Here is a 24,119-nt window from a genome sequence, read left to right on the forward strand (position 1 = left end):
CAAAAAGCGAGCAAGTCTACACCCCTCGACGGGGCAGAACAAAACTCAGCAGAAACAGTGCGGCGGCCACCACCACGATCGACGGTCCGGCCGGGGTGTCCTTGAACCAGGACAGCGCCAGTCCGCCACAGACCGCGAGCATGCCCAGCAGGCTCGCGCCCAGGGCCATCTGCTCCGGCGAGCGGGCGTGACGCTGTGCCGCAGCGGCCGGGATGATCAGCAACGAGGTAATCAGCAACACCCCGACAATCTTCATCGCCACCGCAATGACCACGGCGATCAGCAGCATCAGCGCCAGGCGCAGCGATGCCACGGGCAGGCCTTCGACCCTGGCCAGTTCCTCGTGCACGGTGATTGCCAGCAGAGGGCGCCACAGGGCAACCAGCAGCAGGAGCACCGCCGCGCTGCCGCCGAGAATCCATGCCAGGTCGCCGGGGCTGATCGCCAGCAGGTCACCGAACAGGTAGGCCATCAGGTCGATTCGCACTTCATGCATGAAGCTTAGTACCACCAGGCCCAGGGACAGGGTGCTGGGAGCAAGAATCCCCAGCAGCGTGTCGGATGCCAGGGGCTGGCTTTGTTGCAGGGTCACCAGCAGCACCGCCAGCAGCAGGCAGCCTACGGTGACCGCTACCGCCGGGCTGACATCCAGCAGGAAACCCAGGGCCACCCCCAGCAGCGCGGCGTGGGACAGGGTGTCGCCAAAGTAGGCCATGCGCCGCCAGACCACGAACGAGCCCAAGGGCCCGGCGACCACCGCCAGAGCCAGACCTGCGAGCAGGGCGTAGAGCAGAAAATCAGCCATGCTTGCAGTTTTCTCCGTGGACATGGACGTGGCCCGCGGCGGGCTGGGTGACCACGGAGCCATGCAGGTCATGGGCGTGATCGTGGTGATGGTGGTAGATCGCCAGGCTCGGCGCGTTCTTGCCGAACAGCTCGACGAAGGCCGGGTCGCCGCTGACCTGCTCGGGGTGCCCGGAGCAGCAGACGTGGCGGTTGAGGCAGACCACCTGGTCGGTGGTGCTCATTACCAGGTGCAGGTCGTGGGAGACCATCAACACGCCGCAACCGTGACGGTCCCGCAGGCGGGTGATCAGGCTGTAGAGCTCGGCCTGGCCGGCCACGTCGACGCCTTGCACCGGTTCGTCGAGCACCAGCAGTTCGGGCTCGCGCAGCAGGGCCCGGGCCAGCAGCACGCGCTGCATCTCGCCGCCGGAAATGCTTTGCACCGGGCTGTCGATCACCTGTTCGGCGCCGACTTCCTTGAGGGCCGCCAGCGCTCGGTTGCGATCCACCCCCGGCACCAGGCGCAGAAAGCGCAGTACCGACAGCGGCAGGGTCGGGTCGACGTGGAGTTTCTGCGGCATGTAGCCCACCCGCAGCCGCGGTTTGCGCCAGACACTGCCGCTGTCGGGCTTGAGCAGGCCGAGCACGGCGCGCACCAGGGTGGTCTTGCCGGCGCCATTGGGGCCGATCAGGGTCACGATCTGCCCCGGCTCGACGCTGAGCTGGATGTTGTCCAGCACGCTCTGCCCGGCAAAGGTCACCCCGACCTGCTCGAGGCGGATCAACGCTGTGCTCATCAAGCCCCCTGGCAGCCCGAGCAGAGCCCGACCACTTCGACGGTCTGGCCCTCGACCACGAAGCCGACGTCGCGGGCGCTGGTGATGATGGCGTCGCTGATGGATTTCTGTTCCAGCTCGATGGCTGCGTGGCACTCGCGGCAGATCAGGAACTGACCCTGGTGCGCGTGCTCCGGGTGGTTGCAGCCGACGAAGGCGTTGAGCGAGGCAATGCGGTGCACCAGGCCGTTTTCCAGGAGGAAATCCAGCGCCCGGTACACCGTTGGCGGCGCGGCGCGGCGGCCGTCCTGCTCGCTGAGCACGGCCAGGATGTCGTAGGCCCCCAGGGGCTTGTGGCTTTGCCACACCAGCTCCAGCACCCGCCGGCGCAGGGCGGTCAGGCGCAGGCCTTGCCGTGCGCACAGAGCGTCGGCCTCAGACAGTGCGCTGTGCACGCAGTGAGAGTGGTCGTGGGGACGGCTGGCGAGGGGTGTTTTAGGCATGAGCGGCGACGAGGTTTGTGAGAGACGTTATTATGTTACCCGTTCTCGCCTCTTCGAGTGTCCATCGTGTCCAGACTTTTTCGCCTTTTTGTCGCTTTTACCTTCAGCCTGTTCGCGATCGGCTCGGCCCAGGCCGAAGTCCGGGTCCTCACCAGCATCAAACCCTTGCAACTGATTGCCGCGGCGGTGCAGGACGGCGTGGCGGTGCCCGAAGTGCTGTTGCCGCCGGGAGCCTCGCCGCACAACTATGCGCTGCGCCCTTCGGACGTGCGCAAGGTGCAAAGCGTCGACCTGCTGTACTGGATCGGCCCGGACATGGAAGGTTTCCTGCCGCGGGTGCTGAAGGGCCGCAGCCTGCCATCGGTGGCGGTGCAGGACCTGCCGGGCATGAAGCTTCGCCATTTCGCCGAAGATAGCCATTCTCACATCGAAGATGCCGACGAACATGACCATGACCATCGCCCTGGCACCCTGGATGCGCACCTGTGGCTGTCGCCGGTCAATGCTCGGGTGATCGCCAGCCGCATGGCCGCCGACCTGAGCGCCGCCGACCCGGCCAATGCCGCTCGTTATCAGAGCAACCTGAAAGCCTTCAATGAGCGCCTGGATGCCCTGGACGCCCGCTTGAAAACCCGTCTGGCAGGCATCGCCGGCAAGCCTTACTTCGTCTTCCACGAAGCCTTCGACTACTTCGAAGACGCCTATGGCCTCAAGCACACCGGAGTGTTCAGCGTTGCCGCGGAAGTGCAGCCGGGGGCCCAGCATGTCGCCGCCATGCGCGCGCGGTTGCAGCAAGTGGGCAAGACCTGTGTGTTCAGCGAGCCGCCTCTGCGTCCGCGGTTGGCGGAAACCCTGGTGGCCGGGCTGCCGGTGACGCTGGCGGAGCTGGATGCGCTGGGCGGGTATACGCCCGCGACCGCTCAGGGCTATGAGCAGGTGCTGGAGAAATTGGGGAACGATCTGGCGGGCTGTCTGGAGCAGCTTTAAGCAGGGATTGTTGCGTGGTGTCTTTCGCGGGCAAGCCCGCTCCTACAGGTGCGCTCTGTAGGAGCGGGCTTGCCCGCGAAGCGTTTTACAGGGCGAACGGCAGCGCGATGTTGATCCGTTGCCGCTGTGCCAGGCGCTGCTGGAACTCCATCGGATCGTGAATCAGCACGTCCTGTCCGGCGAAGCTCTCGGCGGCAATCAGCCGTGACAGCCAGAAGCGCACGCAGGCGACCCGCAGCATGGTCGGCCAGAGCTCGGCCTCTGCCGCAGTGAAGGGCCGCAAGCTGGCGTAGGCACCGAGCAGGGCCCGGGCGCGCTGGCCGTCGATCACGCCTTCGGCGTCGGAGCACCAGTCGTTCAGGGCAATGGCCACGTCGTAGAGCATCGGTCCAGAGCAGGCGTTGTAGAAGTCGATCAGGCCGGTCAGGTGGGTGCCTTCGAACATGGCGTTGTCGCGGAACAGATCGGCGTGGATGTTGGCCCTGGGCAGGGCGAGGATCCGGGTCTTCTGTGCGACGATTTCATCCAGCGCCCGCTGCAGCAGGTCTTGAGCGGCGGCATCCAGGTGCGACAGCAGTTGTGCGCCCTCTTCCTGCATCCAGTCCAGGCCACGATCGGTCTTGCGCTTGATCATGTTGTCCTTGGTGGCCACGTGCAGGTGGCCGAGCAACTCACCGACCTGGGCGCAATGCTGGGCGTTGGCTTCCTTGATGTGCTTGCCCGCCAGCCGTGGTTGCAGCAGCGCCGGCTTGCCCGCCAGCTCCCGCAGGGCGACGCCATCGGTGGTGCGCAGGGCGTAGGGCACCGGCAGGTTGGCTTGGTGCAGCACGTCCAGCAGCTCGATGAAGAACGGCATTTCCTGGACCGGGCCGCGTTCCACCAGGGTCAGGACGAATTCGCCCTGTTCCAGGCTGATGAAGAAGTTGGTGTTTTCGCTACCAGCGGCGATCCCCTGGAAGTCAAGCAGGCGGCCGAGCCCATACGGGGCGAGAAAGGTTTCCAGCTCGGGCCGAGCCAGGGGGGTGAACACAGACATGGTTAAAAACTGCCAGTACGGGCGCCGCTATTCAGCCAGCGCCATTGAGTTGAAGTCGGAGTGGCTTACCACTCAAAGATTTTCCACGCAGGGATCAGCATATCCGGCTGATCCGAACGGATGAAGTTACCGTCGGAGCCATCAGCGCGCACCAGGAAATAGGGCTTGCCGCCCTTGGGCGTGACCTTGATGGCGTACAGAAAGCCATTTTGCCGGTATTCCTGGATGGTCTTGTCGCCTTCCGTGCGAATGGTGACTTGCGGGTCCGCTGACGGCGCATCTTCTGCGGCGATCACGGCCATTGGAGCGATTGCAATCAAGCCGGCCAGCAGCAAGCGATTTAGTGTGCGCATGATAACCTTGTCCCTTTGTCGTCAACGGTCCCGCTATTCTAGCGCCGGACCCGCCGAAAAGGTTGATCCCGCTCATGAGCCAAGCCCCCCTCGTCCTGGTGGACGGTTCTTCTTATCTGTACCGCGCGTTTCATGCGTTGCCACCTTTGACCACGTCCAAAGGCCTGCCCACGGGCGCGGTCAAGGGCGTGCTGAACATGCTCAAGAGTCTGCGCAAGCAGTACCCGGACAGCCCGTTCGCCGTGGTTTTCGACGCCAAGGGCGGGACCTTCCGCGACGACATGTATGCCCATTACAAGGCCAACCGTCCGAGCATGCCCGACGATATGCGGGTGCAGATCGAGCCCTTGCACGCCAGTGTGATCGCCCTGGGTTTCCCGTTGCTGTGTGTGGAAGGGGTCGAGGCCGACGACGTGATCGGCACCCTGGCCCGCAGCAGCGCGGCGGCGGATCGTCCGGTGGTGATCTCCACCGGTGACAAGGACATGGCCCAGTTGGTGGATGGGCACATTACGCTGGTCAACACCATGTCTGGTAGCAGCATGGATGTGGAAGGCGTGAAGGAGAAATTCGGTGTCGCTCCCGAGCAGATCATCGATTACCTGGCATTGATGGGCGACTCTTCCGACAACATCCCTGGGGTGCCGGGTATCGGTCCGAAGACGGCTTCCGGGCTGCTGGTAGGGGTCAACGGTGGGCTCAAGGAGCTGTACGAGCAGCTCGATATCGTGCCGACCCTGCCGATTCGCGGGGCCAAGACCCTGCCGGCCAAGCTCGAAGAGCACAAGGAAATGGCCTTCCTGTCCTATCAGTTGGCAACCATCAAGGTGGACGTGCCGCTGGATATCGGGCTCGACGACCTGCACCTGGGCGAGCCGGATCGCGAGAAGCTGGTGGAGCTCTACAGCCTGCTGGAATTCAAGAGCTGGCTTGACGAGTTGCAGCGCGACGCCAAGCGCGTCGAGCTCAGTGGGGCCGAGCCGGCACCGGCCGCTGCGCCGCAGCCGCCGGCTGCCGAACAGCCAGCGCTTGAGCTGCAGTACGAAACCATCCTCGACCAGGAGCGTTTTGCCGTCTGGCTGGAAAAACTGAAGAACGCCAAGCTGATTGCCTTCGATACCGAGACCACCGGCATCGATGCCCAGCAGGCGCAACTGGTGGGGCTGTCGTTTGCGGTCAAGGCCGGGGAAGCGGCCTACATCCCGTTGACCCACTCCTACATGGGCGTGCCGGAGCAACTGGACCGCGACACCGTGTTGCTGGCCCTGAAGCCGTTGCTGGAGGACCCCAAGCTGCTCAAGGTCGGTCAGCACGCCAAGTTCGACATGAACATCCTGGCCAATTGCGCGATTGGCGGCGATCAGGCCAATGGCATCACTGTGCGCGGCATCGCCTTCGACACCATGCTTGAGTCCTACGTGCTCAACTCCACCGCCACCCGCCATGACATGGACAGCCTGGCGCAGAAGTACCTGGACCACACCACCGTGAGCTTCCAGGACATTGCCGGCAAGGGTGCCAAGCAGCTGACTTTCGATCAGATTCCGCTCGAGCAGGCCGGTCCCTACGCCGCTGAAGACGCCGATATCACCCTGCGTCTGCATCAGACGCTCTTCGAAAAACTGACCGCTATCCCGAGTCTGGCCAGCGTCCTCACCGATATCGAGATGCCGCTGGTGCCGGTCCTGGCACGCATCGAGCGCCAGGGCGCACTGGTGGATGACAAGCTCCTGGGCGTGCAGAGCATCGAGCTGGGGGACAAGATGGTGGCCCTGGAGCGCGAAGCCTTCGAGATCGCCGGTGAGGAGTTCAACCTGGGCTCGCCCAAGCAATTGGGCAGCATCCTCTACGACAAGCTTGGCCTGCCGGTGCTGAAAAAGACCGCCAAGGGCCAGCCTTCCACGGCTGAAGAGGTGCTGGCCAAGCTCGCCGAGGACGACTATCCGCTGCCGCGGGTGCTGATGCAGTACCGCTCCATGAGCAAGCTGAAGAGCACCTACACCGATCGTCTGCCCGAGCAGATCAATCCGCGTACCGGGCGCATCCACACGTCTTATCACCAGGCGGTGGCTTCCACCGGCCGGTTGTCCTCCAGCGATCCGAACCTGCAGAACATTCCTGTGCGCACCGCCGAGGGCCGGCGCATTCGCCAGGCCTTTATCGCCCCGCCCGGCTACAAGCTGCTGGCGGCGGACTATTCGCAGATAGAGCTGCGGATCATGGCCCACCTGTCCCGGGACGAAGGCCTGCTCAATGCCTTCCGCAACAACCTGGATGTGCACACCGCCACTGCGGCCGAAGTGTTCAAGGTGGAGCTCAAGGATGTGACGTCCGATCAGCGTCGCAGCGCCAAGGCCATCAACTTCGGCCTGATCTACGGCATGGGCGCGCAGAAGCTGGGCAAGGACATAGGGGTCGATACCAAAACGGCCAAGGCCTATATCGATACCTATTTCGCCCGCTATCCGGGGGTTCGCCAATACATGGATCGAACCCGCGCCCAGGCGGCGGATCAGGGCTATGTCGAGACCATCTTCGGTCGTCGGCTGTACCTGCCGGAGATCAACTCCAACAAGCCGCAGGAGCGAGCCGGCGCCGAGCGTACGGCGATCAACGCGCCAATGCAGGGCACGGCGGCGGACATCATCAAGAAAGCCATGGTGGCGGTGGACAACTGGCTGGAGTCTTCGCAGCTGGATGCCCGGGTGATCCTTCAGGTGCACGACGAACTGGTGCTGGAAGTGCGTGAGGACCTGGTGGACCAGGTGCGCGACGAGATTCGTGGCTACATGAGCGGTGCCGCGACCCTGGATGTGCCGTTATTGGTGGAAGTCGGGGTGGGAAATAACTGGGATGAGGCCCATTAAGGGCACTTTTCAGTGCTTTTTGCCGCGGCATAGTGTCGCGGCAAAAGCTGGCGACTGGCTATTAGCACGGAAAATTTCATCGGTTATTGCCAATAGTTTTTGCAACCCGCTGGAACTAATCCAGTGAAAGCCCACTCAGAGTTACTGAATGGCTGGTGAAGCCCTTCGATGCTCCTATGTTGTGTTAAGTGTTGGCAGATATCTGGACCCCGCCCTAGCGGTCTAGAACTTGAACCCCGAACTTCCCCCTCCCCATACGAAGTCCGGGGTTTTTTTTGCCTGAAAATTGCCTGTGCGGCGCCCATGCTGCGTTAAAAAGCGGCGGGAAATGCTCATTTAGGCCCCTAAACTCTGCTTTCCCGCCGCTTTTTGCCTTGCCTGATCACCGCGCAGACAATTTTTATCTACCGCTCAGGCCTCGGTTTCAGCGCCTTTGTCGGCCAGTTCCATCCAGCCCGCCAGTACGGTGTAAGCCTCTTCCAGGCCCATGCGCTTGGGGGCCGAGAACAGTTGGATGGTGACCGCTTCGCCCCAGCCCTTGCGGATCTGCGATTGGACCTTGAGCAAGGTGTTCTTGGCCGCGCCGTAGGTCAGCTTGTCGGCCTTGGTCAGCAGGATGTGCATCGGCATGCCGCTGGCTACGGCCCAATCCAGCATCAGCAGGTCGAAATCGGTCATGGGATGCCGGATGTCCATCATCAGGATCAGGCCTTTGAGGCTCTCGCGGCTGCCCAGATAGGCTTCCAGGTGGCGCTGCCAGTGCTGCTTCAAGGGGATCGGCACTTTGGCGTAGCCGTAGCCCGGCAGGTCGACCAGACGGCGATCGTCGTCTAGCTTGAAGAAGTTCAACAACTGCGTGCGCCCCGGGGTTTTCGAGGTGCGTGCCAGGCTGGCATGGGTCAGGGTGTTCAGGGCGCTGGACTTACCGGCGTTGGAACGCCCGGCGAAGGCCACTTCAAAGCCGTCATCGTCCGGGCATTGGTCGACCTTGGCGGCGCTGAGCATGAACGTAGCCTGTTGGCACAGACCGAGGATGGGGTTCTTGAGTTGCATGGGATTTCCGAGATAGGGGCGATGCCGAGAGTGGACGCGGCGAGCGGTGTCGTTTCCGTTTCAGTAGCGCCAGTATATAATGCCGCAGATTTTGTGTGCGCTTTGTCCCAGCGTAGGATGAAGTTCACGAGAGCGATAAACCTTGACTGCGCACTAGAACGCAGCACGCTCTCAACCCTGAAAAGGTCGTTTTATGACGAAATGGCTGCTAGCTGCCGGTGTCTTGATGCCGCTTTACAGCGCTCAGGCTACACAGGATCCGGAAGCTGTGTACAACCGTGTTTGTGGGGCTTGTCATTCCGGCCAACTACCCACGGCGCCCCGCAAGGGCGACCAGGAAGCTTGGGCGCCGAGGTTGGCGCAAGGTATGGAGACGCTGGTGCAACACGTGACCCAGGGTTTCAAGGCGATGCCGCCGCGTGGTTTGTGCATGGACTGCAGTGCCGAGGATTACCGAGCCATCATCCACTGGATGAGCGAGTGATCCCGGCCCATAACTCTTAACCCTTAGCCGTAGTTGGATTAGCTGATGAACAAATTACTCGTGAGTCTGCTGTTGACCTTGGGCATCACAGGTGTAGCCCATGCCGCAGGCGACGCTGCTGCCGGTCAGGCGAAAGCCGCAGTCTGTGGCGCATGCCACGGTCCTGATGGGAACAGCATGGCGCCAAACTTTCCCAAGCTGGCCGGCCAGGGGGAAAAGTACCTGGACAAGCAGCTGCACGATATCAAGTCCGGCAAGCGCCAAGTGCTGGAGATGACCGGCCTGTTGACCAACCTGAGCGATCAGGACCTGGCTGACATCGCCGCTTACTTCGCCAGCCAGAAAGGCAGCGTCGGTGCCGCCGATCCCAAGGTCGTGGCCCGCGGCGAAGAGCTCTTCCGTGGGGGCAAGCTCGACCAGGGCATGCCTGCCTGCACCGGCTGCCACTCGCCAAATGGCGCGGGTAACGCAGCGGCCGGTTTCCCGCATCTGGGTGGCCAGCACGCGCAGTATGTGGCCAAGCAACTGACCGACTTCCGCGAAGGCAACCGTACCAACGACGGCGACACCATGGTCATGCGCAGCATCGCCGCCAAGTTGAGCAACAAAGACATCGAAGCGGTGTCCAGCTATATTCAGGGCCTGCACTAAGCCGGCTCGATCAAGTTGCCGAGGGTGTTGAGCCGCGGCAACGTTAATGATCGATTAATCTGACGGTGCAAGCATAAAGGGTGGCTCAGGCCGCCCTTTTTTATGGCGTCTGCCGCTACACTAGCGAACTCAAGCCCGCCATGATCTGTCTGAATTCAGGTCGCGCGAGGCGCCAAAATTGTCCAGGAGTAAAGCATGCGTAATCTGATTCTCAGCGCCGCTCTCGTCACCGCCAGCCTGTTTGGCGTGACCGCTCAAGCTGCCGAGCCGCTTGAAGCCGGTAAAACCTACGTCGAGCTGAGCAGCGCCGTTCCGGTTGCCGTGCCTGGCAAGATCGAGGTCGTAGAGCTGTTCTGGTATGGCTGCCCACACTGCTACGCCTTCGAGCCGACCATCAATCCCTGGGTTGAGAAACTCCCTGCCGACGTCAACTTCGTGCGCATTCCAGCCATGTTTGGTGGCATCTGGAACGTTCATGGCCAACTGTTCATCACCCTGGAAGCCATGGGCGTCGAGCACAAGGTTCACAAAGCCGTATTCGAAGCCATCCACAACGGCAAGAAGCTCGCCACTCCCGAGGAAATGGCCGAGTTCCTGGCCGCCGAAGGCGTCGACAAGGACAAGTTCCTGAGCACCTACAACTCCTTCGCCGTCAAAGGCAAGGTCGAGGACGCCAAGAAGAAGGCCCAGGCCTATCAGATCACCGGCGTACCGACCATGGTGGTCAATGGCAAGTACCGTTTCGACCTGGGCACCGCCGGTGGTCCTGAAGGCGCGCTGAGCGTGGCCGACCAGCTGATCGCCAAAGAGCGTGCAGCCAAGTAAGCGCCGCCGTCATGCCGCGCTGGGGCTCGGAACGCATCGTTGGCCTGCATGATCCGCAGGTCAACGAACACCATTTGGCGTCGACCGGCCTGCCAGCGGACAGTCGCCTGCGTTTGCTCAGTTTCAATATCCAGGTCGGTATCAGTACCGAGCGCTATCGCCATTACCTGACGCGTGGCTGGCAGCACCTGCTACCTCACAACGGGCGTGCCGAAAACCTGCAGAAGATCGGCAACCTGCTGGGGGACTTCGACCTGGTAGCCCTGCAGGAAGCCGATGGCGGCAGCTTGCGTTCGGGCTACGTCAATCAAGTGGAGCACCTGGCTCAGCTGGGCGCCTTCCCCTACTGGTATCAACAGCTCAATCGCAACCTTGGACGCCTGGCACAGCACAGCAACGGCGTGCTCAGCCGCTTGCGTCCCTGGGCCATTGAAGACCATCCGCTGCCCGGCCCCAAAGGGCGCGGAGCGATCCTCCTGCGTTTTGGTGAAGGCCCCGAAGCGCTGGTGGTGGTGATGATGCACCTGGCATTGGGTGCCCGGGTCCGAACCCGGCAACTGGCGTATATCCGCGAGTTGATCGGCGGCTACAAACATCAGGTGCTGATGGGGGATATGAACACCCACGCCAGCGATCTGCTGGAGCACTCCCCTTTACGCGACCTCAGCCTGTTGGCGCCGCAACTGCAGGCGACCTTCCCCAGCTGGCGTCCGCAACGCTGCCTGGACCATATCCTGCTCAGCCCCAGCCTGACCCTGGAGCGAGTCGAAGTCCTGGCCCAACCCATATCCGATCACCTGCCGGTCGCGGTAGAGATTCGTCTGCCGGGTTCGCTCACGGCCGATGCATTGCCCGCGTTGAGTCCTGCACCTCGCGGAACCGATGAATGAGCGACGACGCCCAGCGCTGGAAAGAGAAGTACCTCAAAAGTATCGAACAGCAGGAAAAGCTTGAGCGCCGTTGGGCCGCTCGCCTGGACTTGCTGCGTCGCGGCCTGGTGCGCAGCACCCTGGCGGCGGAAGGCACCGACCGCGCGGTCGACCAGTGCATGAAGGAAATGCGCGAGGTGGTGCGCACCGACGACATGGATGCGGGGCTTGCGGCCCTGTTGCCGCGCCTGGAAAAGGCCGTGCTGGATTCCGAGCAGCGGCGTGAAACCAGGATCGAACAGATGAGCAGCGCCTTGACGGCGCTGGTGACCCAATTGCAGTCCCTGCCCTTGCCCCGGGAAGTCAGCCGCCCGTTGAAGGCCTTCGCCAAGCAGTTGGATGGGCGGGTCGGCCAGGCGCGGGAGATTCCCCTGTTGCTGGGGGAGCTCAGCAGCCTTCAGGGCAAGGCCCTGAGCCAGCTGGAAACCCCGGCCGAGCCAGGTCGCCCGAGTCTGCTGCAGCGCCTGTTCGGGGGACGAGACGCCGGTGAAGCGCCCCAGGCCGAAACGGCCCCGCCCGCGGCGCCTGTTCCCGCTGCGAGCGTGCAATCCCCTCCTCCGGCCGAGGCAGTTGCAGAGCCGGAGGCAGTGGCTCGCGAGCACTACCAGACCCCGACCACGGACTTGCCGGAAGTCGCCGCCATTCCTCCAGCACCCTTGGCCGTGGCCCCCGCCCCGGCCGAGCCCGAGGCGCTCGTGATTGCGGAGCCTGCATTCGACGCGCCGGCCAGGATTGAGGCCGGAGCTGTCGGCGCCTCGGCCGCGCCTTCGGTGGTAGCATTCGTGCCCCCTGTCCTGGCGCAGGAACAGCCGCAGGAGCCGGCGCCCCAGGTCGAGATGCAAGCGCCCGTTGCGCTCGAACTGGCAGATCAGGCTCCGGCATCCGTCGACGCCGCTCCGGTCGCGCTCGCCGAGTCGCCGGCAGAGGCTCCTAGCGAGCCTCAGAGCGAGCCGGTTGCGCCCAACCCCGATGAGTTGCTGCCTCTGCCTGCGGTTTCCCCGGCGGTGCTGCTCGACAGCCTGCCCTTGCCGCCGGTCATGGCCGAGGCCCTGGCCGCCATCGATCCGGAGCAGTCCGAGCACGATGTGCTCTACGCCCTGCCGGACTCCCCCGAGCCGTCCTATAGCTCGGTGGCCAAGCATATCGAGCACACCCTGCTGGGGCTGCTCGACGACCTGAGCCTGCCGGAGCGCCATCGACCCCAGGCGGAAGCCATGCGCGATCGTCTGCAGCATGGGTTGAACTGGTATGAATTGCTGCCGATCCTCGATGATCTGGCGGTATTGATGCTGGCGATCACCGACTCGGGCCAACACGAGTTCGAGGCCTACCTCAAACAGCTCAACGAGCGTCTGGAAGCCTTCCAGAGCAATCTGCAGGCGGCCAGCGACGGCCATGCCGACAGCAGCTCGGCGGCGCGGGCCATGGACTCGCAGATCCGCCAACAGGTCGATGGCCTGCAAAGCAGTGTGCAGGAAGCGGCGGACCTGGATGACCTCAAGCAGGTGCTGGAAAGTCATCTGGAAGGTCTGCTGGGCACCATGGATCAGCACCAGAAGCAGCGCGACGAGCGCGAGAAGGAAGTGGCCGCCCGCCTGCAAAGCCTGGCAGAACGTGTATCGAGCATGGAGCAGGAAGCCCAGGGCTACCGTGAACACCTCGAAGAACAGCGGCAGAAGGCGCTGATCGACCCCTTGACCGGCTTGCCCAACCGCGCGGCCTGGAGCGAGCGCCTGGAGCACGAGATCGGCCAATGGCAGCAACATGGCAACAGCCTGCTGCTGGCCATGCTCGACCTCGATCACTTCAAGCGGATCAACGACAACTACGGTCATCTGGCCGGGGACAAGGTGTTGAAGATCATCGCCAACGTGCTGCGCAAGCGTCTGCGGGGCAGCGATTTCATCGCTCGCTTCGGTGGCGAGGAGTTCGTCCTGCTGCTGCCCAATACCCCCTGGCCGGTTGGTGCGCGAATCGTGGAAGCGCTGCGGGCGGCGATTGAGGCTTGCCCGTTTCATTTCAAGGGAGAGCGGGTGACCATCACCGTGTCCGTCGGCCTCAGTGCGTTCAAGCCCGGTGATCGCAGCGAACTGGTGATCAAACGAGCCGATCAGGCGCTGTATCGGGCCAAGGACGCCGGTCGCAACCGGGTGGAGGCAGGCTGAGGCGCAGGCCGATTCCTGTCTCAAGCCACGGTTTTTGCCCATGGTGGCGCGGGCAGTACGTTACACTGTTGCATTCTTTGTCTTCAGCGTATTGCCCTCTGCCATGAAACGCCTTGCTCTTGCCTTCTCGCTCCTGCTCCTGGCCGGCTGCGCCAGCGGTCCGCGTATCGACACCAGCCACCCCTCGGTGAATTACGATCAGCGGGCCCAGTTCATCATCGTTCACTACACCTCCGCGTCCCTGGAGCGTTCCCTGGCCCTGCTGACGCGCGGCCAGGTCAGCAGCCACTACCTGATCGGCGATGACAAGTCGGCCACCATCTACAAGCTGGTGGACGAGCAATACCGCGCCTGGCACGCCGGCGAAAGCCAGTGGCAGGGGCGTACCTGGCTCAACTCCAGCTCGATCGGCATTGAGATCGTCAACCCGGGCTTTCGCGATGGCCCCAACGGACGGCTCTGGTATCCCTACAGCGAAGCGCAGATCCAGAATCTGATCGTGCTGCTCAAAGACATCAGCAAGCGCAACAACATCTCCCCGCGTCACATCATCGGTCATAGCGACATCGCGCCATCGCGCAAGCTCGATCCGGGACCGCTGTTCCCCTGGAAACGCCTGGCCGACGCCGGCCTCGGCCTGTGGCCCAATGCCCAGGCGGTGGCCCGTCAGCAGGCGTACTTCGCGGTGAGCCTGCCGAGCATCGGCTGGTTCCAGCAGCAACTGGCCCAGCTGGGCTACGCCACCCCGCAGACCGGCGAGCTGGATCAGGCCACCCGGCACGTGCTGGCGGCCTTCCAGATGCACTATCGCCCGAGCCGTTTCGATGGCATTCCGGATGCCGAAAGTGCTGCGATGCTCCAGGTCCTCAATCAGACAAAATAATGACGCCGCCGGACGGTCCGGGCCGATTACCCAATCAGTTGCTATAACTCATTGGTATCCCTCGGATCCTCCACGATGCCCGTCCCTCGTGAGCCCCTGCGCACCTGGTTCCATCGCCCCTGGTTGCTGGCGACGCTGGCGGCTGCGCTGAGCGCGGCGCTGCTGGTGCTCGGCAGTGCCGGGGTGGCCATGCATCAGGTCCAGCAACGGGAAAGCGAACAGATGAATGCCCAGGGCAAGCGCTTCCTGGAGCGTCTGGAACAACTGTTCGGGCAACTGCGTGAAGGACTGGACGAGCTCGAAGCCCAGCCGTTGCGCGAGTGCAGCGCCGAGCTGATCAGCGCCCTGCAGCAGGTCAGCTTCAACTACCGCTTCATTTATGAAGCGGCCTACATGGACGCCACCCAGAGCTGCTCCAACTCGCCGCGCCAGAGCCTGATGCCCTCGCTCAGGGCTCCGGATATCCGCGGGCCGACCTACAGCTACTGGCTCAACACCTCTGCCCAGCCCAATGAAAACCTGGCCGCGCTGATGCTGGGCCGGGGCGATTTTCGTGTGGCCACTTCCCGCGGGCACCTGACCGATGTGGTGGACCTGCCGGCCGGTGGCAGCCTGATGGTGGTGGTGGAGCATGGTGCCCGGGCGATTCCGGTACTGGGCCAGGCCCGTGCCTGGCCGCCGGTGGAACCTTGGCGCGCTGGTCGCGATGGGCCGCTGCAGGTGACCCCGGACCTGCTGATCTATCGCATGCCGACCCAGAATCCCGAGTACCAGTTGGTGCTGATCACGCCCCGGGCCAGCATGCAGGCGGAAATGCTCGATGGCTGGTGGTGGCTGTTGCCGATCAGCCTGTTGCTGGCGCTGTGTATCGGCGGGCTGGTGTATCAGCTGGCGCGTCAGCGCCAATCCCTCGGGGCGGAGCTGCAAGGCGCTCTGCGCCGTGGCGAGTTGCAGGTGCTGTACCAGCCGATCTTCGACCTCAGCAGCCGGGTCTGCGTCGGGGCCGAAGCCTTGCTGCGCTGGCGCCGTCCGGATGGCACCCTGACCAGCCCCGACCTGTTCATTCCGCTGGCGGAAAACACCGGGCAGATCCGCCAGATCACCGACTTTGTCCTGCAGCGCCTGCTGGAACAACTGGGGCATGTGCTGCGGGCCAATCCGCAGTTGTACATCTCGGTCAACCTGGCGGCCTGTGATGTCATGGTGCCGCGCATCGGCCAGGTCATGGCGCGGCTCCTGGCCTTGCACAAGGTGGCCGCGCGGCAGATCGCCTTCGAGGTCACCGAGCGCGGCCTGATCGATGTGGTGGTGGCGCGGGACAACCTGCAGGCGCTACGGGACGTGGGGCATCAAGTGCTGATCGATGATTTCGGCACCGGCTACTGCAGCCTGGCCTACCTGCAAAGCCTGCCGGTGGATTGCCTGAAGATCGACAAGGCGTTCATCGACGCCCTGGGGCATGACGCCGCCAGCAGTGGCGTGGCGCCCCACATCATCCGCATGGCCCATGCCCTGAAACTCAAGGTGATCGCCGAGGGCATCGAGTTCGAAGACCAGGCATCGCTGCTCAACAGCGAAGGCGTGAGCTACGGTCAGGGCTGGCTGTTCGCCCACGCCCTAAGCGCGTTGCAGTTCACCGAGCTGATTACCCGGGGGCGGCGCCTGGTGCCCCGGCGCCTGGACGACGAAGCCTGATGCCCTACAGGGGCAAGGCCAGGTAGAACTGGGTGCCTTGTCCGGGCCTTGAGTAGACCCCCATGCGGCCGCCGTGGAGCTGGACGATTTCCTTGCACAGCGCCAGCCCGAGCCCGGCGCCGCCTTTCTTGCGCCCGACCTGGACGAAAGGCTCGAAGATCCGTCCCTGCTGGCCGTAGGCAATGCCCTCGCCGTTGTCCTCGACGCTGATGATGACCCGCTCGCCATGGCGCCGGGCCTGCAGGCGGATCTGGCCGCCGCTGGCGGTATGGCGCAAGGCATTGTCGATCAGGTTGTCCAGGACCCGTTCCAGCTGCGGCCGGTCGGCGTGCAGGCGCGGCAGCGGCGCCTGGAGGTCCAGCAGCAGGTCGATGTCCTGGCGCTGTGCCTGTTCGCGAAAGCGCTCCAGAGCCTGCTCCAGCAGCTCTTCAAGGGAACAGGGAGCGAGGGTGAGCTTCTGCAGGCCGTTCTGATAGCGCGAGAAGTTCAGCAGATCATTGATCAACTGCATCAGGCGCTGCATTTCTTCGTTGACCGTATTGAGCAGGTCGGTTTCCCGGGACTCTTCGGCAAAGTGCAGGCGTTCCTGGAGCAGGCCGAACGCCATGTGCATGCCGGTGACCGGGGTGCGCAGCTCGTGAGAGGCGCGCAGCACGAATTCACTGCGCACCCGCTCGAAGGCACGCTGTTCGGTGACGTCGTGGAGCACCATCACCGCCCCGAGAATATGACCCTGGGTGTGGCTCACCGGGGTCAGGCTGTAGGTCAGCAGACGGGACTCGCCGTCGACCTCCACATCCAGGTCTTCCGGGGCCCGCTCCAGGGTGCCGCCGCGCAGCACCAGCTGCAGCTGTTCATCCAGCTCCGGGCGTTGCAGAGCGCTGCCCAGGCCTTGGCCGAGGCGCTCCTGATCCCAGCCCAACTGGCGCTGGGCCACCGGATTGAGGTGCTCCAGGCGGCCTTGGCGGTCGATCATCAGCAGACCGTCGTCGATGCTGTCGAGCACCGCCTGCAGGCGCTGCTGGCCGGCCAGCAGTTCGTCGACATTGGTTGCCTGATGCTGGCGCAGGGCCTCGGCCATGATGCCGAAGCGCCGGGTCAGCAGGTTCATTTCCGCGGCCGCGGAGATGGGCAGGGTGACGTCGAAATTGCCTTGGCCAATCTTGTCCGCGGCCTTGGCCAGGGCCTCGATGGGGCCGCCAAAACGCCGGGCAATGGCATGGGCGGTGATAAAGCCGATGATCAGCACCGCCAGGGCCACCAGGCCCAGCAGGCCGGCCACCAGTAGGGCGCGGTCACGGGCCTGGCGTTCCACCTGGCTGATGTTGTCCAGGGCACTCTTGTGTTCGTTGATCAGGCCGTTGCGCAAGGCATTGAAGCGCTCGGTCAGCGCTTGGTTGTCGCTGATTCCGGGGGCGCCGCTGATGCGTTCGAAGGCCTGGAAGAAACTCAGGTAGTCATCGCGGGCCTGCTGAAAGTGCTGGCTGCCCTGGTTCTGCTGTTCCTGGGCGATGCCCTGGTCGAGCAATGCCAGGTAGTGCTCCCGGGAGGTTTCCAGGGCGGCACGGTCGGGCTCCTTGCTGAGCATGATGATCAACTGGTCGCCCAGGGTCTGGCGCAGCTTGAGCCCCAGGTCCAGGGTGATGAAGTTGTTGCGGATCAGCGACTCCTGGGTATTGGCCATCTGCATCACGCTGACCAGCCCGAGCACCAGCCCCAGCAGGGCGACGGTGATCAGGGCCGAGATGCTCAGAAACAGCCGGGTTCGCAGTTTCATCGCTAACTTCATGGGGGAGCGCTCACAGGTTGTACTGTTTGCGTTTGCGGTACAGGGTCGAGGCGTCGATGCCTAGGGTCTTGGCCGCTTGGTCCAGGGTGTCGCTGGTGGCCAGGACCGCGCCGATATGGGCCTTTTCCAGCTCGTCCAGGCTCAGCGCTGCACCGATCCGCGGGGCATTGTTGGTGGGTTGTTCGGCCATGCCCAGGTGGATGATCTCCACCCGTTCCTGGGGACAGATGATGCTCGCCCGTTCCACCACGTTGCGCAGCTCGCGGATGTTGCCCGGCCAGCGATAGTTGAGCAGGGCTTCCCGGGCCTCGTCGCAAAAGCCCCGGGCCGGTCGCGAATACTCCTTGACGAAGCGTGCGAGGAAGCGATCGGCCAGGGTCAGGATGTCTTCGCTGCGTTCGCGCAGGGGCGGCAGGTGCAGGGTGATCACGTTCAGGCGGTACAGCAGGTCTTCGCGAAAGCGCCCGTCGCGCACCATGTCCTCCAGGTTGAGGTTGGTGGCGGCAAGAATCCGCACATCGGCCCGGCGGGTCACCGGGTCACCGACGCGTTCGTATTCCTTGTCCTGGATGAAGCGCAGCAGCTTGGGCTGCAGGGTCAGGGGAAAGTCGCCGATCTCATCGAGGAACAGGGTGCCGCCGTCGGCCTGATTGACCCGGCCCAGGGTGCTTTCGCTGGCCCCGGTGAACGCCCCGCGGCTGTGGCCGAACAGTTCGCTTTCCATCAGTTCGGCGGTCAGGGACGGGCAGTTGATGGTCACGCAGGACTTCTTCGCCCGCTTGCTCCAGCCGTGGATGGCCCGTGCCAGCTCGCCCTTGCCGGTGCCCGATTCACCGAGAATCAGAATGTTGGCGTCGGTGCCGGCCACCTGGCGCGCGGTTTCCAGCACCACTTTCATGGCCGGGCTGTGGGAGTCCAGGCCGTCCTTGGGCTTGCGTACTTCACCTTCCAGGGCTTCCAGGCGCGCCGAGAGCTGGCGCACTTCCAGTTGCTTGGCGGTGGCCAGGCGCAGTTGATCAGGGCTGCAGGGCTTGACCAGGTAATCGGCGGCACCGGCCTGGATCGCATCCACCGCGGTATCCACGGCGGAGTGGGCGGTGACGATCACCACCCGCATCCAGGGCGCCTGGGTGCGCATCTGCGCCAGCACGTCCAGGCCGTTGTCTTCGCCCAGGCGCAGGTCGAGGAAGCACAGGTCGAACACCTGGCGTTGCAGCAGTGCATCGGCCTGGGCTGCGCTGTTGGCGGTGGCCACGGTGTAGCCCTCGTCTTCCAGGCAGTAACGGAAGGTGCGAAGGATTGCGGATTCGTCATCCACCAGAAGGATGCGGCCTTGATTCTCCGGCGCTGACTCCATTTCGCAGGCTCCTTTATGAATGATCTTATTTAGTCCCGGATAAATCGGGCAAGTTGCAAGGTTGATTCTGATCCATTCCACGGCATGCAGGTTAGATATCTCCGGCCGAAATGGCTAACCGACTGAAACTCAATGGCTTTTACAGCTGCTGGGCATGGGCCGGGTCTGTATCAGGCCGTCCGCCGCTCGGCAAAGTTCCCCCTCATATCAAAAAGCCCTCCAGGCGGTCCGCGCCGATCGTGCATTTCGCACGGTCGGCCAGCGTGCATCGTGCAGGATGCGTGTGGAGTGGTACTTTTGAATGGCATTAAGTTGTTGATTTTATTGATATTTATTCCTTGGCGAAAGCTGGCATGCAGACTGCAATAACCCTCCTATCAGCGAAGCACGAGCCATGGCTTCCATAACAACATCACCACCAGTGTGGGAGGAGTTTCAGGATGAATCGCCAACGTCTTGCCCAATTGCGTATTGCGCCACTGCACCTTCAGCAAGGTCTGTTCGCCAGTCTGGCGTTGCTGGTCACTCTGATCGCCGGGCAACAGTACCAGCGCTGGCAGGACAGTCAGGCGCCCGCCCCGCGGGTGCCGGCCCATCACTTCACCCAGACCCATTTCAGCTCGGTGAGCAGCCAGCTCAACGATGCGACACCCGTGCAACTGATGGCCGTCGATCAGGCGCAGCCGGCGCTTGAGGCGCCACGTCAGGAACGCTGGGTGTTCTAGGCACCAAGGGTCGGCCCGCCTTAGGCGGCGTCCGGCGGCTCCACCGGCACCATCACTAATAGAAGAGTAAGGAGAATCATCATGCTGAGCTGGGCAATCACATTCCTGATCATTGCCATTGTCGCTGCGGTACTGGGCTTCGGTGGTATCGCGGGCACCGCCACGGGTATCGCCAAGATTCTCTTTGTGGTGTTCCTGGTGATGTTCATCGCTTCGTTCTTCTTTGGCCGTCGTGGCCGAGGCTGACCATGAGCCCCTCGTTGAAGACCTTGGCCGCCGCGCTGTTGCTGGGCGCCAGCGCCCTGGCGGTGGCCGCCAATGATGGCCAGGCCCGTGCCAACCAGCTGCTGGGTTCCGATCCGCAGTTTCGTGAAACCTGGCAGAAGGTCGTGCAAAAAGAGGAGCGTCTGCCCGAATGGGTGATGAACCTGTCGGGCGATGCGCCGCAACAGATGAATGCAGTGACCGAAGGGGGCGACCAGTACCTGGTCGGACCGCTGTGTGAAACCGCGCAGAGCTGTCAGAACCAGCGGCTGGTCGTCGCCTTCAGCTTCAACAAGAAGCATGCCTACGCCCTGTGGGTCGAAGTGCCGGCCGGCTTGCCCGCGGACAAGTCGCCGACCCGGCATGCCAGTTACCGTTTCCTCGGTAAGCCGGACGACGGCATGCAGGCGTTGCTGCAAGAGCAATTGCGCAAAGATCCGAACTGGTACTGAGTCCGGTATTGCCGATATTGCATAACAGATAGGCGAAAGGGCCTCCCAGGCGCTTTCGACTTTGCACCGCCCGAGGAAGGCGCGTGCATGACCAAGGGGCCGGGATGTTCTGATGCTTGCATGATCGGAGTGACCTAGGGGTACAGGGAGTGCCTCCGCAAGGGCCGGGTCAGGAAAGAGCGGCGGCGCAAGCTCCCAAGTCGTCATCGACTTGAAGAGCTTGCGGCGTGCTTGAATGAGCAAAGTCCTGTTCTAGAGCTGTTGCTACATCTGCGCCGAAGCGTATCCCGAAAAAAATCTTCCTTTGACCCCGATCAAACGTTTCCGGGTGTTTCTCTGCGACCGTATATCGAGAAACTTTGCGGAATAATCGCAGCGTTTCCAGGCGACCGAATCAGAACATTCCCATGTTTTTTACGACCTTTTCCTGACCTCTCCGACATGCCTGCACGCCGCCTGAAATGGCTGTTTCACGGCATTTATGCCTGCCGAAATGTCGTATTCGAACCGGTTGGGACGTTCGTTTTATTTGGAAAAACTCATGCCGATTCGGCATAGGGTAGGCGTTTACGGCATTAGACGTTCCCCCCTTGCATCGGAATAGTTGCGCCTTTTTTCGCCCGCACAGAGCTGTAAATGCTCGCTCGGGATGACCTTATACGGGGGCCGATGCACAAACTTTTCCGCCATTGAGCGTTCCAGTTCGCGCATCAGCCCGAGTCCAACTGAAGTAAGGGTAATGATATGAAGAAGGCAAAATTAAGCCTCGCCTGGCAGATCCTCATCGGTCTGGTCCTTGGGATTGCGATTGGCGCGCTACTCAATCATTTCAGTGCTGAAAAAGCCTGGTGGGTCAGCAACGTCCTGCAACCTGCGGGCGATATCTTTATCCGCTTGATCAAGATGATCGTGATCCCGATCGTCATCTCCTCCCTGATCGTCGGCATTGCCGGGGTCGGCGACGCCAAGAAACTTGGCCGCATCGGTCTGAAGACCATCATCTACTTCGAAATCGTCACCACCATCGCCATCGTCGTCGGCCTGCTGCTGGCCAACCTGTTCCATCCGGGCGCAGGCATCGACATGAGCACCCTGGGCACCGTGGACATCTCCAAGTACCAGGCCACCGCCGCCGAAGTGCAGCATGAACACGCGTTCATCGAGACCATCCTCAACCTGATTCCGTCGAACATCTTCGCGGCCATGGCCCGCGGCGAGATGCTGCCGATCATTTTCTTCTCGGTGCTGTTCGGCCTGGGCCTGTCGAGCCTGCAGTCCGATCTGCGCGAGCCGCTGGTGAAGATGTTCCAGGGCGTCTCCGAGAGCATGTTCAAAGTCACCCACATGATCATGAACTACGCCCCCATCGGCGTATTCGCGCTGATTTCGGTGACCGTCGCCAACTTCGGCTTCGCCTCCCTGCTGCCGTTGGCCAAGCTGGTGATCCTGGTCTACGTGGCCATCGCCTTCTTCGCCTTCGTAATCCTCGGCCTGATCGCCCGCCTGTTCGGCTTCTCGGTGCTCAAGCTGATGCGCATCTTCAAGGATGAGCTGGTGCTCGCCTACTCCACCGCCAGCTCGGAAACCGTGCTGCCGCGGGTCATCGAGAAGATGGAAGCCTACGGCGCGCCGAAAGCCATCTGCAGCTTCGTGGTGCCGACCGGCTACTCCTTCAACCTCGACGGTTCGACCCTGTACCAGAGCATCGCGGCCATCTTCATCGCCCAGCTGTACGGCATCGACCTGTCCATCAGCCAGCAATTGCTGCTGGTGCTGACCCTGATGGTCACCTCCAAAGGCATTGCCGGGGTTCCGGGCGTGTCCTTCGTGGTGCTGCTGGCCACCCTGGGCAGCGTGGGCATTCCGCTGGAAGGCCTGGCCTTCATCGCCGGTGTCGACCGTGTGATGGACATGGCGCGTACCGCCCTGAACGTGATCGGCAACGCCCTGGCGGTACTGGTCATCGCTCGTTGGGAAGGCATGTACGACGACGCCAAGGGCCAGCGCTACTGGAACTCCCTGCCGCACTGGCGCAGCAAAGAGAAGCTGCCTGCCGGCGAAATCACCAAGGGCTAAGCGCCTACTGCGTAGGAGCTGGCTTGCCAGCGAAGAGGCCCCAAGCCCTGCACATGCCTGAGGCTCGCCTTCGCCGGCAAGCCGGCTCCTACAGATGACAGACCCCGGTTAATCCGGGGTTTGTCGTTTCTGCCCGCCCCGCTATCATTCGCCGCATCTTTCGAGGGGTATGACCGATGCTCAATGGCCTGTGGCTTGGCTTCTTTGTCGTGGCGACCGTGTCGGCCCTGGCCCAGTGGCTGGTGGGCGGCAATGCCGGGATTTTCGCCGCCATGGTGGAAAGCATCTTCGCCATGGCCAAGCTGTCGGTGGAGGTGATGGTGCTGCTGTTCGGCACCCTGACCCTGTGGCTGGGCTTTCTGCGGATCGCCGAGAAGGCCGGCATCGTCGAATGGCTGGCCAAGGTCCTGGGTCCGCTGTTCAAGCGCCTGATGCCGGAGGTGCCGCCCGGCCACCCGGCCCTGGGCCTGATCACCCTGAACTTCGCCGCCAACGGCCTGGGCCTGGACAACGCCGCCACGCCCATCGGCCTCAAGGCCATGCGTGCCTTGCAGGAGCTCAATCCCAGCGCCACCACCGCCAGCAATGCGCAGATCCTGTTCCTGGTGCTCAACGCCTCGTCCCTGACCCTGCTGCCGGTGACCATCTTCATGTACCGCGCCCAGCAAGGCGCGGCGGACCCGACCCTGGTGTTCCTGCCGATCCTCCTGGCTACCAGTGCCTCGACCCTGGTGGGCCTGCTGTCGGTGGCGGTGATGCAGCGCCTGCGTCTGTGGGACCCGGTGGTGCTGGCCTACCTGATCCCCGGGGCCCTGGCCCTGGGCGCCTTCATGGCCTTGCTGGCGACCCTCTCGGCCACGGCCCTGGCGTCGCTGTCGTCGATCCTCGGCAACCTCACGCTGTTTGGGCTGATCATGCTGTTCCTGGTGATTGGCGCGCTGCGCAAGGTCAAGGTCTACGAGGCCTTTGTCGAAGGCGCCAAGGAAGGCTTCGAGGTGGCCAAGAACCTCTTGCCGTACCTGGTGGCGATGCTCTGCGCCATCGGCGTGCTGCGGGCTTCCGGGGCGCTGGACTTCGGTCTTGACGGCATTCGCCACCTGGTGGCCTGGGCCGGTTGGGACACGCGCTTCGTCGACGCCCTGCCCACCGCCATGGTCAAGCCGTTCTCCGGCAGTGCCGCCCGGGCCATGCTGATTGAAACCATGAAGACCCAGGGCGTGGACAGCTTCCCGGCCCTGGTGGCGGCGACCATCCAGGGCAGCACCGAAACCACCTTCTATGTGCTGGCGGTCTACTTCGGCGCGGTGGGCATCCAGCGGGTGCGGCACGCCGTGGGCTGTGCCTTGCTGGCGGAGTTCGCCGGCGTGGTGGCGGCGATTGCGGTTTGCTACTGGTTCTTTGGCTGAGTTGACCGAGTCTTCGCCAGCAAGCCGGCTCCTACACCACCCGTAGGAGCCGGCTTG

General features: G+C 63.1%; 22 protein-coding genes. 14 read left to right on the forward strand and 8 right to left on the reverse strand.

Going from position 1 to position 24,119, the window contains the following annotated elements; all coding sequences use genetic code 11:
* Positions 1-16: 16 nt before the first annotated feature.
* From znuB to zur, 3 genes are read right to left on the reverse strand one after another with little or no spacing between them, the layout of a single operon-like run.
* Positions 17-805 (reverse strand): zinc ABC transporter permease subunit ZnuB, encoded by a 789-nt coding sequence (gene znuB / locus PST29_RS00390; RefSeq protein ID WP_060842077.1) that lies wholly within the window; start codon positions 803-805, stop codon positions 17-19.
* Positions 798-1,583, reverse strand: a complete 786-nt coding sequence (znuC, locus tag PST29_RS00395; RefSeq protein ID WP_060842078.1) for a zinc ABC transporter ATP-binding protein ZnuC — start codon at positions 1,581-1,583, stop codon at positions 798-800. The genes znuB and znuC overlap by 8 nt, the downstream gene beginning before the upstream one ends.
* Entirely contained in the window at positions 1,583-2,065 is a 483-nt protein-coding gene (gene zur / locus PST29_RS00400) for a zinc uptake transcriptional repressor Zur (RefSeq protein ID WP_060836879.1), read from the reverse strand. The genes znuC and zur overlap by 1 nt, the downstream gene beginning before the upstream one ends.
* Before the next feature lie 66 nt (positions 2,066-2,131).
* Between zur and PST29_RS00405 the strand changes: the two genes are divergently transcribed.
* The gene (locus PST29_RS00405; protein ID WP_060842079.1) at positions 2,132-3,052 is read left to right on the forward strand and encodes a zinc ABC transporter substrate-binding protein; all 921 of its coding nucleotides are present in this window, start codon (positions 2,132-2,134) and stop codon (positions 3,050-3,052) included.
* 85 nt (positions 3,053-3,137) lie between these two features.
* Here the strand turns inward: PST29_RS00405 and PST29_RS00410 are convergent, their stop codons facing one another.
* Complete coding sequence (locus PST29_RS00410) at positions 3,138-4,088, reverse strand: homoserine kinase (RefSeq protein WP_060842080.1); 951 nt, start codon at positions 4,086-4,088, stop codon at positions 3,138-3,140.
* A 65-nt stretch (positions 4,089-4,153) separates the two neighbouring features.
* A complete protein-coding gene (locus PST29_RS00415; RefSeq protein WP_047306771.1) occupies positions 4,154-4,441 on the reverse strand; it encodes a DUF2782 domain-containing protein in 288 nt (95 codons plus the stop codon).
* 74 nt (positions 4,442-4,515) lie between these two features.
* On the opposite strand from PST29_RS00415, the gene polA reads away from it, so the two are divergent.
* Positions 4,516-7,308 (forward strand): DNA polymerase I, encoded by a 2,793-nt coding sequence (polA, locus tag PST29_RS00420; protein WP_060842081.1) that lies wholly within the window; start codon positions 4,516-4,518, stop codon positions 7,306-7,308.
* 411 nt (positions 7,309-7,719) lie between these two features.
* Here the strand turns inward: polA and yihA are convergent, their stop codons facing one another.
* Positions 7,720-8,361: a ribosome biogenesis GTP-binding protein YihA/YsxC gene (gene yihA / locus PST29_RS00425; protein WP_060836883.1), complete on the reverse strand. Its 642-nt coding sequence runs from the start codon at positions 8,359-8,361 to the stop codon at positions 7,720-7,722.
* A gap of 193 nt (positions 8,362-8,554) precedes the next feature.
* On the opposite strand from yihA, the gene PST29_RS00430 reads away from it, so the two are divergent.
* The 7 genes from PST29_RS00430 to PST29_RS00460 all read left to right on the forward strand — a co-directional run bounded on the left by PST29_RS00430 (position 8,555) and on the right by PST29_RS00460 (position 15,993).
* On the forward strand, positions 8,555-8,845 hold the full coding sequence (locus PST29_RS00430; protein ID WP_016963939.1) for a c-type cytochrome: 291 nt from the start codon (positions 8,555-8,557) through the stop codon (positions 8,843-8,845).
* A 45-nt stretch (positions 8,846-8,890) separates the two neighbouring features.
* The gene (locus PST29_RS00435; RefSeq protein WP_016963940.1) at positions 8,891-9,496 is read left to right on the forward strand and encodes a c-type cytochrome; all 606 of its coding nucleotides are present in this window, start codon (positions 8,891-8,893) and stop codon (positions 9,494-9,496) included.
* 195 nt (positions 9,497-9,691) lie between these two features.
* Positions 9,692-10,321, forward strand: coding sequence for a thiol:disulfide interchange protein DsbA/DsbL (locus PST29_RS00440; protein ID WP_016963942.1), 630 nt, complete (start codon positions 9,692-9,694; stop codon positions 10,319-10,321).
* Between the two features lie 11 nt (positions 10,322-10,332).
* Positions 10,333-11,211 (forward strand): endonuclease/exonuclease/phosphatase family protein, encoded by an 879-nt coding sequence (locus PST29_RS00445; RefSeq protein ID WP_060836885.1) that lies wholly within the window; start codon positions 10,333-10,335, stop codon positions 11,209-11,211.
* A complete protein-coding gene (locus PST29_RS00450) occupies positions 11,208-13,415 on the forward strand; it encodes a GGDEF domain-containing protein (protein WP_060842082.1) in 2,208 nt (735 codons plus the stop codon). Before PST29_RS00445 ends, PST29_RS00450 begins: the two co-directional genes overlap by 4 nt.
* A 103-nt stretch (positions 13,416-13,518) precedes the next feature.
* Positions 13,519-14,298 (forward strand): N-acetylmuramoyl-L-alanine amidase, encoded by a 780-nt coding sequence (locus PST29_RS00455; RefSeq protein ID WP_060836887.1) that lies wholly within the window; start codon positions 13,519-13,521, stop codon positions 14,296-14,298.
* Between the two features lie 75 nt (positions 14,299-14,373).
* On the forward strand, positions 14,374-15,993 hold the full coding sequence (locus PST29_RS00460) for an EAL domain-containing protein (protein ID WP_060836888.1): 1,620 nt from the start codon (positions 14,374-14,376) through the stop codon (positions 15,991-15,993).
* 4 nt (positions 15,994-15,997) lie between these two features.
* Here PST29_RS00460 and PST29_RS00465 read toward each other — a convergent pair whose 3' ends face one another.
* Both PST29_RS00465 and algB read right to left on the reverse strand, forming a co-directional pair.
* The gene (locus tag PST29_RS00465; RefSeq protein ID WP_060836889.1) at positions 15,998-17,782 is read right to left on the reverse strand and encodes an ATP-binding protein; all 1,785 of its coding nucleotides are present in this window, start codon (positions 17,780-17,782) and stop codon (positions 15,998-16,000) included.
* 10 nt (positions 17,783-17,792) lie between these two features.
* Positions 17,793-19,139 carry a sigma-54-dependent response regulator transcription factor AlgB gene (algB, locus tag PST29_RS00470; protein ID WP_016963951.1) on the reverse strand — a complete coding sequence of 449 codons (1,347 nt, stop codon included), beginning with the start codon at positions 19,137-19,139 and terminating at the stop codon, positions 17,793-17,795.
* Positions 19,140-19,579: 440 nt separating this feature from the next.
* Here algB and PST29_RS00475 point away from each other — a divergent pair, with 440 nt between their 5' ends.
* The 5 genes from PST29_RS00475 to PST29_RS00490 all read left to right on the forward strand — a co-directional run bounded on the left by PST29_RS00475 (position 19,580) and on the right by PST29_RS00490 (position 24,062).
* The gene (locus PST29_RS00475) at positions 19,580-19,864 is read left to right on the forward strand and encodes a hypothetical protein (protein ID WP_060836890.1); all 285 of its coding nucleotides are present in this window, start codon (positions 19,580-19,582) and stop codon (positions 19,862-19,864) included.
* 81 nt (positions 19,865-19,945) lie between these two features.
* The gene (locus PST29_RS30625; protein WP_003170804.1) at positions 19,946-20,110 is read left to right on the forward strand and encodes a DUF1328 domain-containing protein; all 165 of its coding nucleotides are present in this window, start codon (positions 19,946-19,948) and stop codon (positions 20,108-20,110) included.
* Positions 20,111-20,112: 2 nt separating this feature from the next.
* Positions 20,113-20,580 (forward strand): inhibitor of vertebrate lysozyme family protein, encoded by a 468-nt coding sequence (locus PST29_RS00480; protein WP_060836891.1) that lies wholly within the window; start codon positions 20,113-20,115, stop codon positions 20,578-20,580.
* Between the two features lie 744 nt (positions 20,581-21,324).
* A complete protein-coding gene (gltP, locus tag PST29_RS00485; RefSeq protein WP_060836892.1) occupies positions 21,325-22,656 on the forward strand; it encodes a glutamate/aspartate:proton symporter GltP in 1,332 nt (443 codons plus the stop codon).
* A gap of 176 nt (positions 22,657-22,832) precedes the next feature.
* Positions 22,833-24,062 carry a nucleoside recognition domain-containing protein gene (locus tag PST29_RS00490; protein WP_060842083.1) on the forward strand — a complete coding sequence of 410 codons (1,230 nt, stop codon included), beginning with the start codon at positions 22,833-22,835 and terminating at the stop codon, positions 24,060-24,062.
* Positions 24,063-24,119: the final 57 nt, after the last annotated feature.

This window comes from Pseudomonas sp. St29 (assembly GCF_001547915.1).
Lineage (GTDB): Bacteria > Pseudomonadota > Gammaproteobacteria > Pseudomonadales > Pseudomonadaceae > Aquipseudomonas.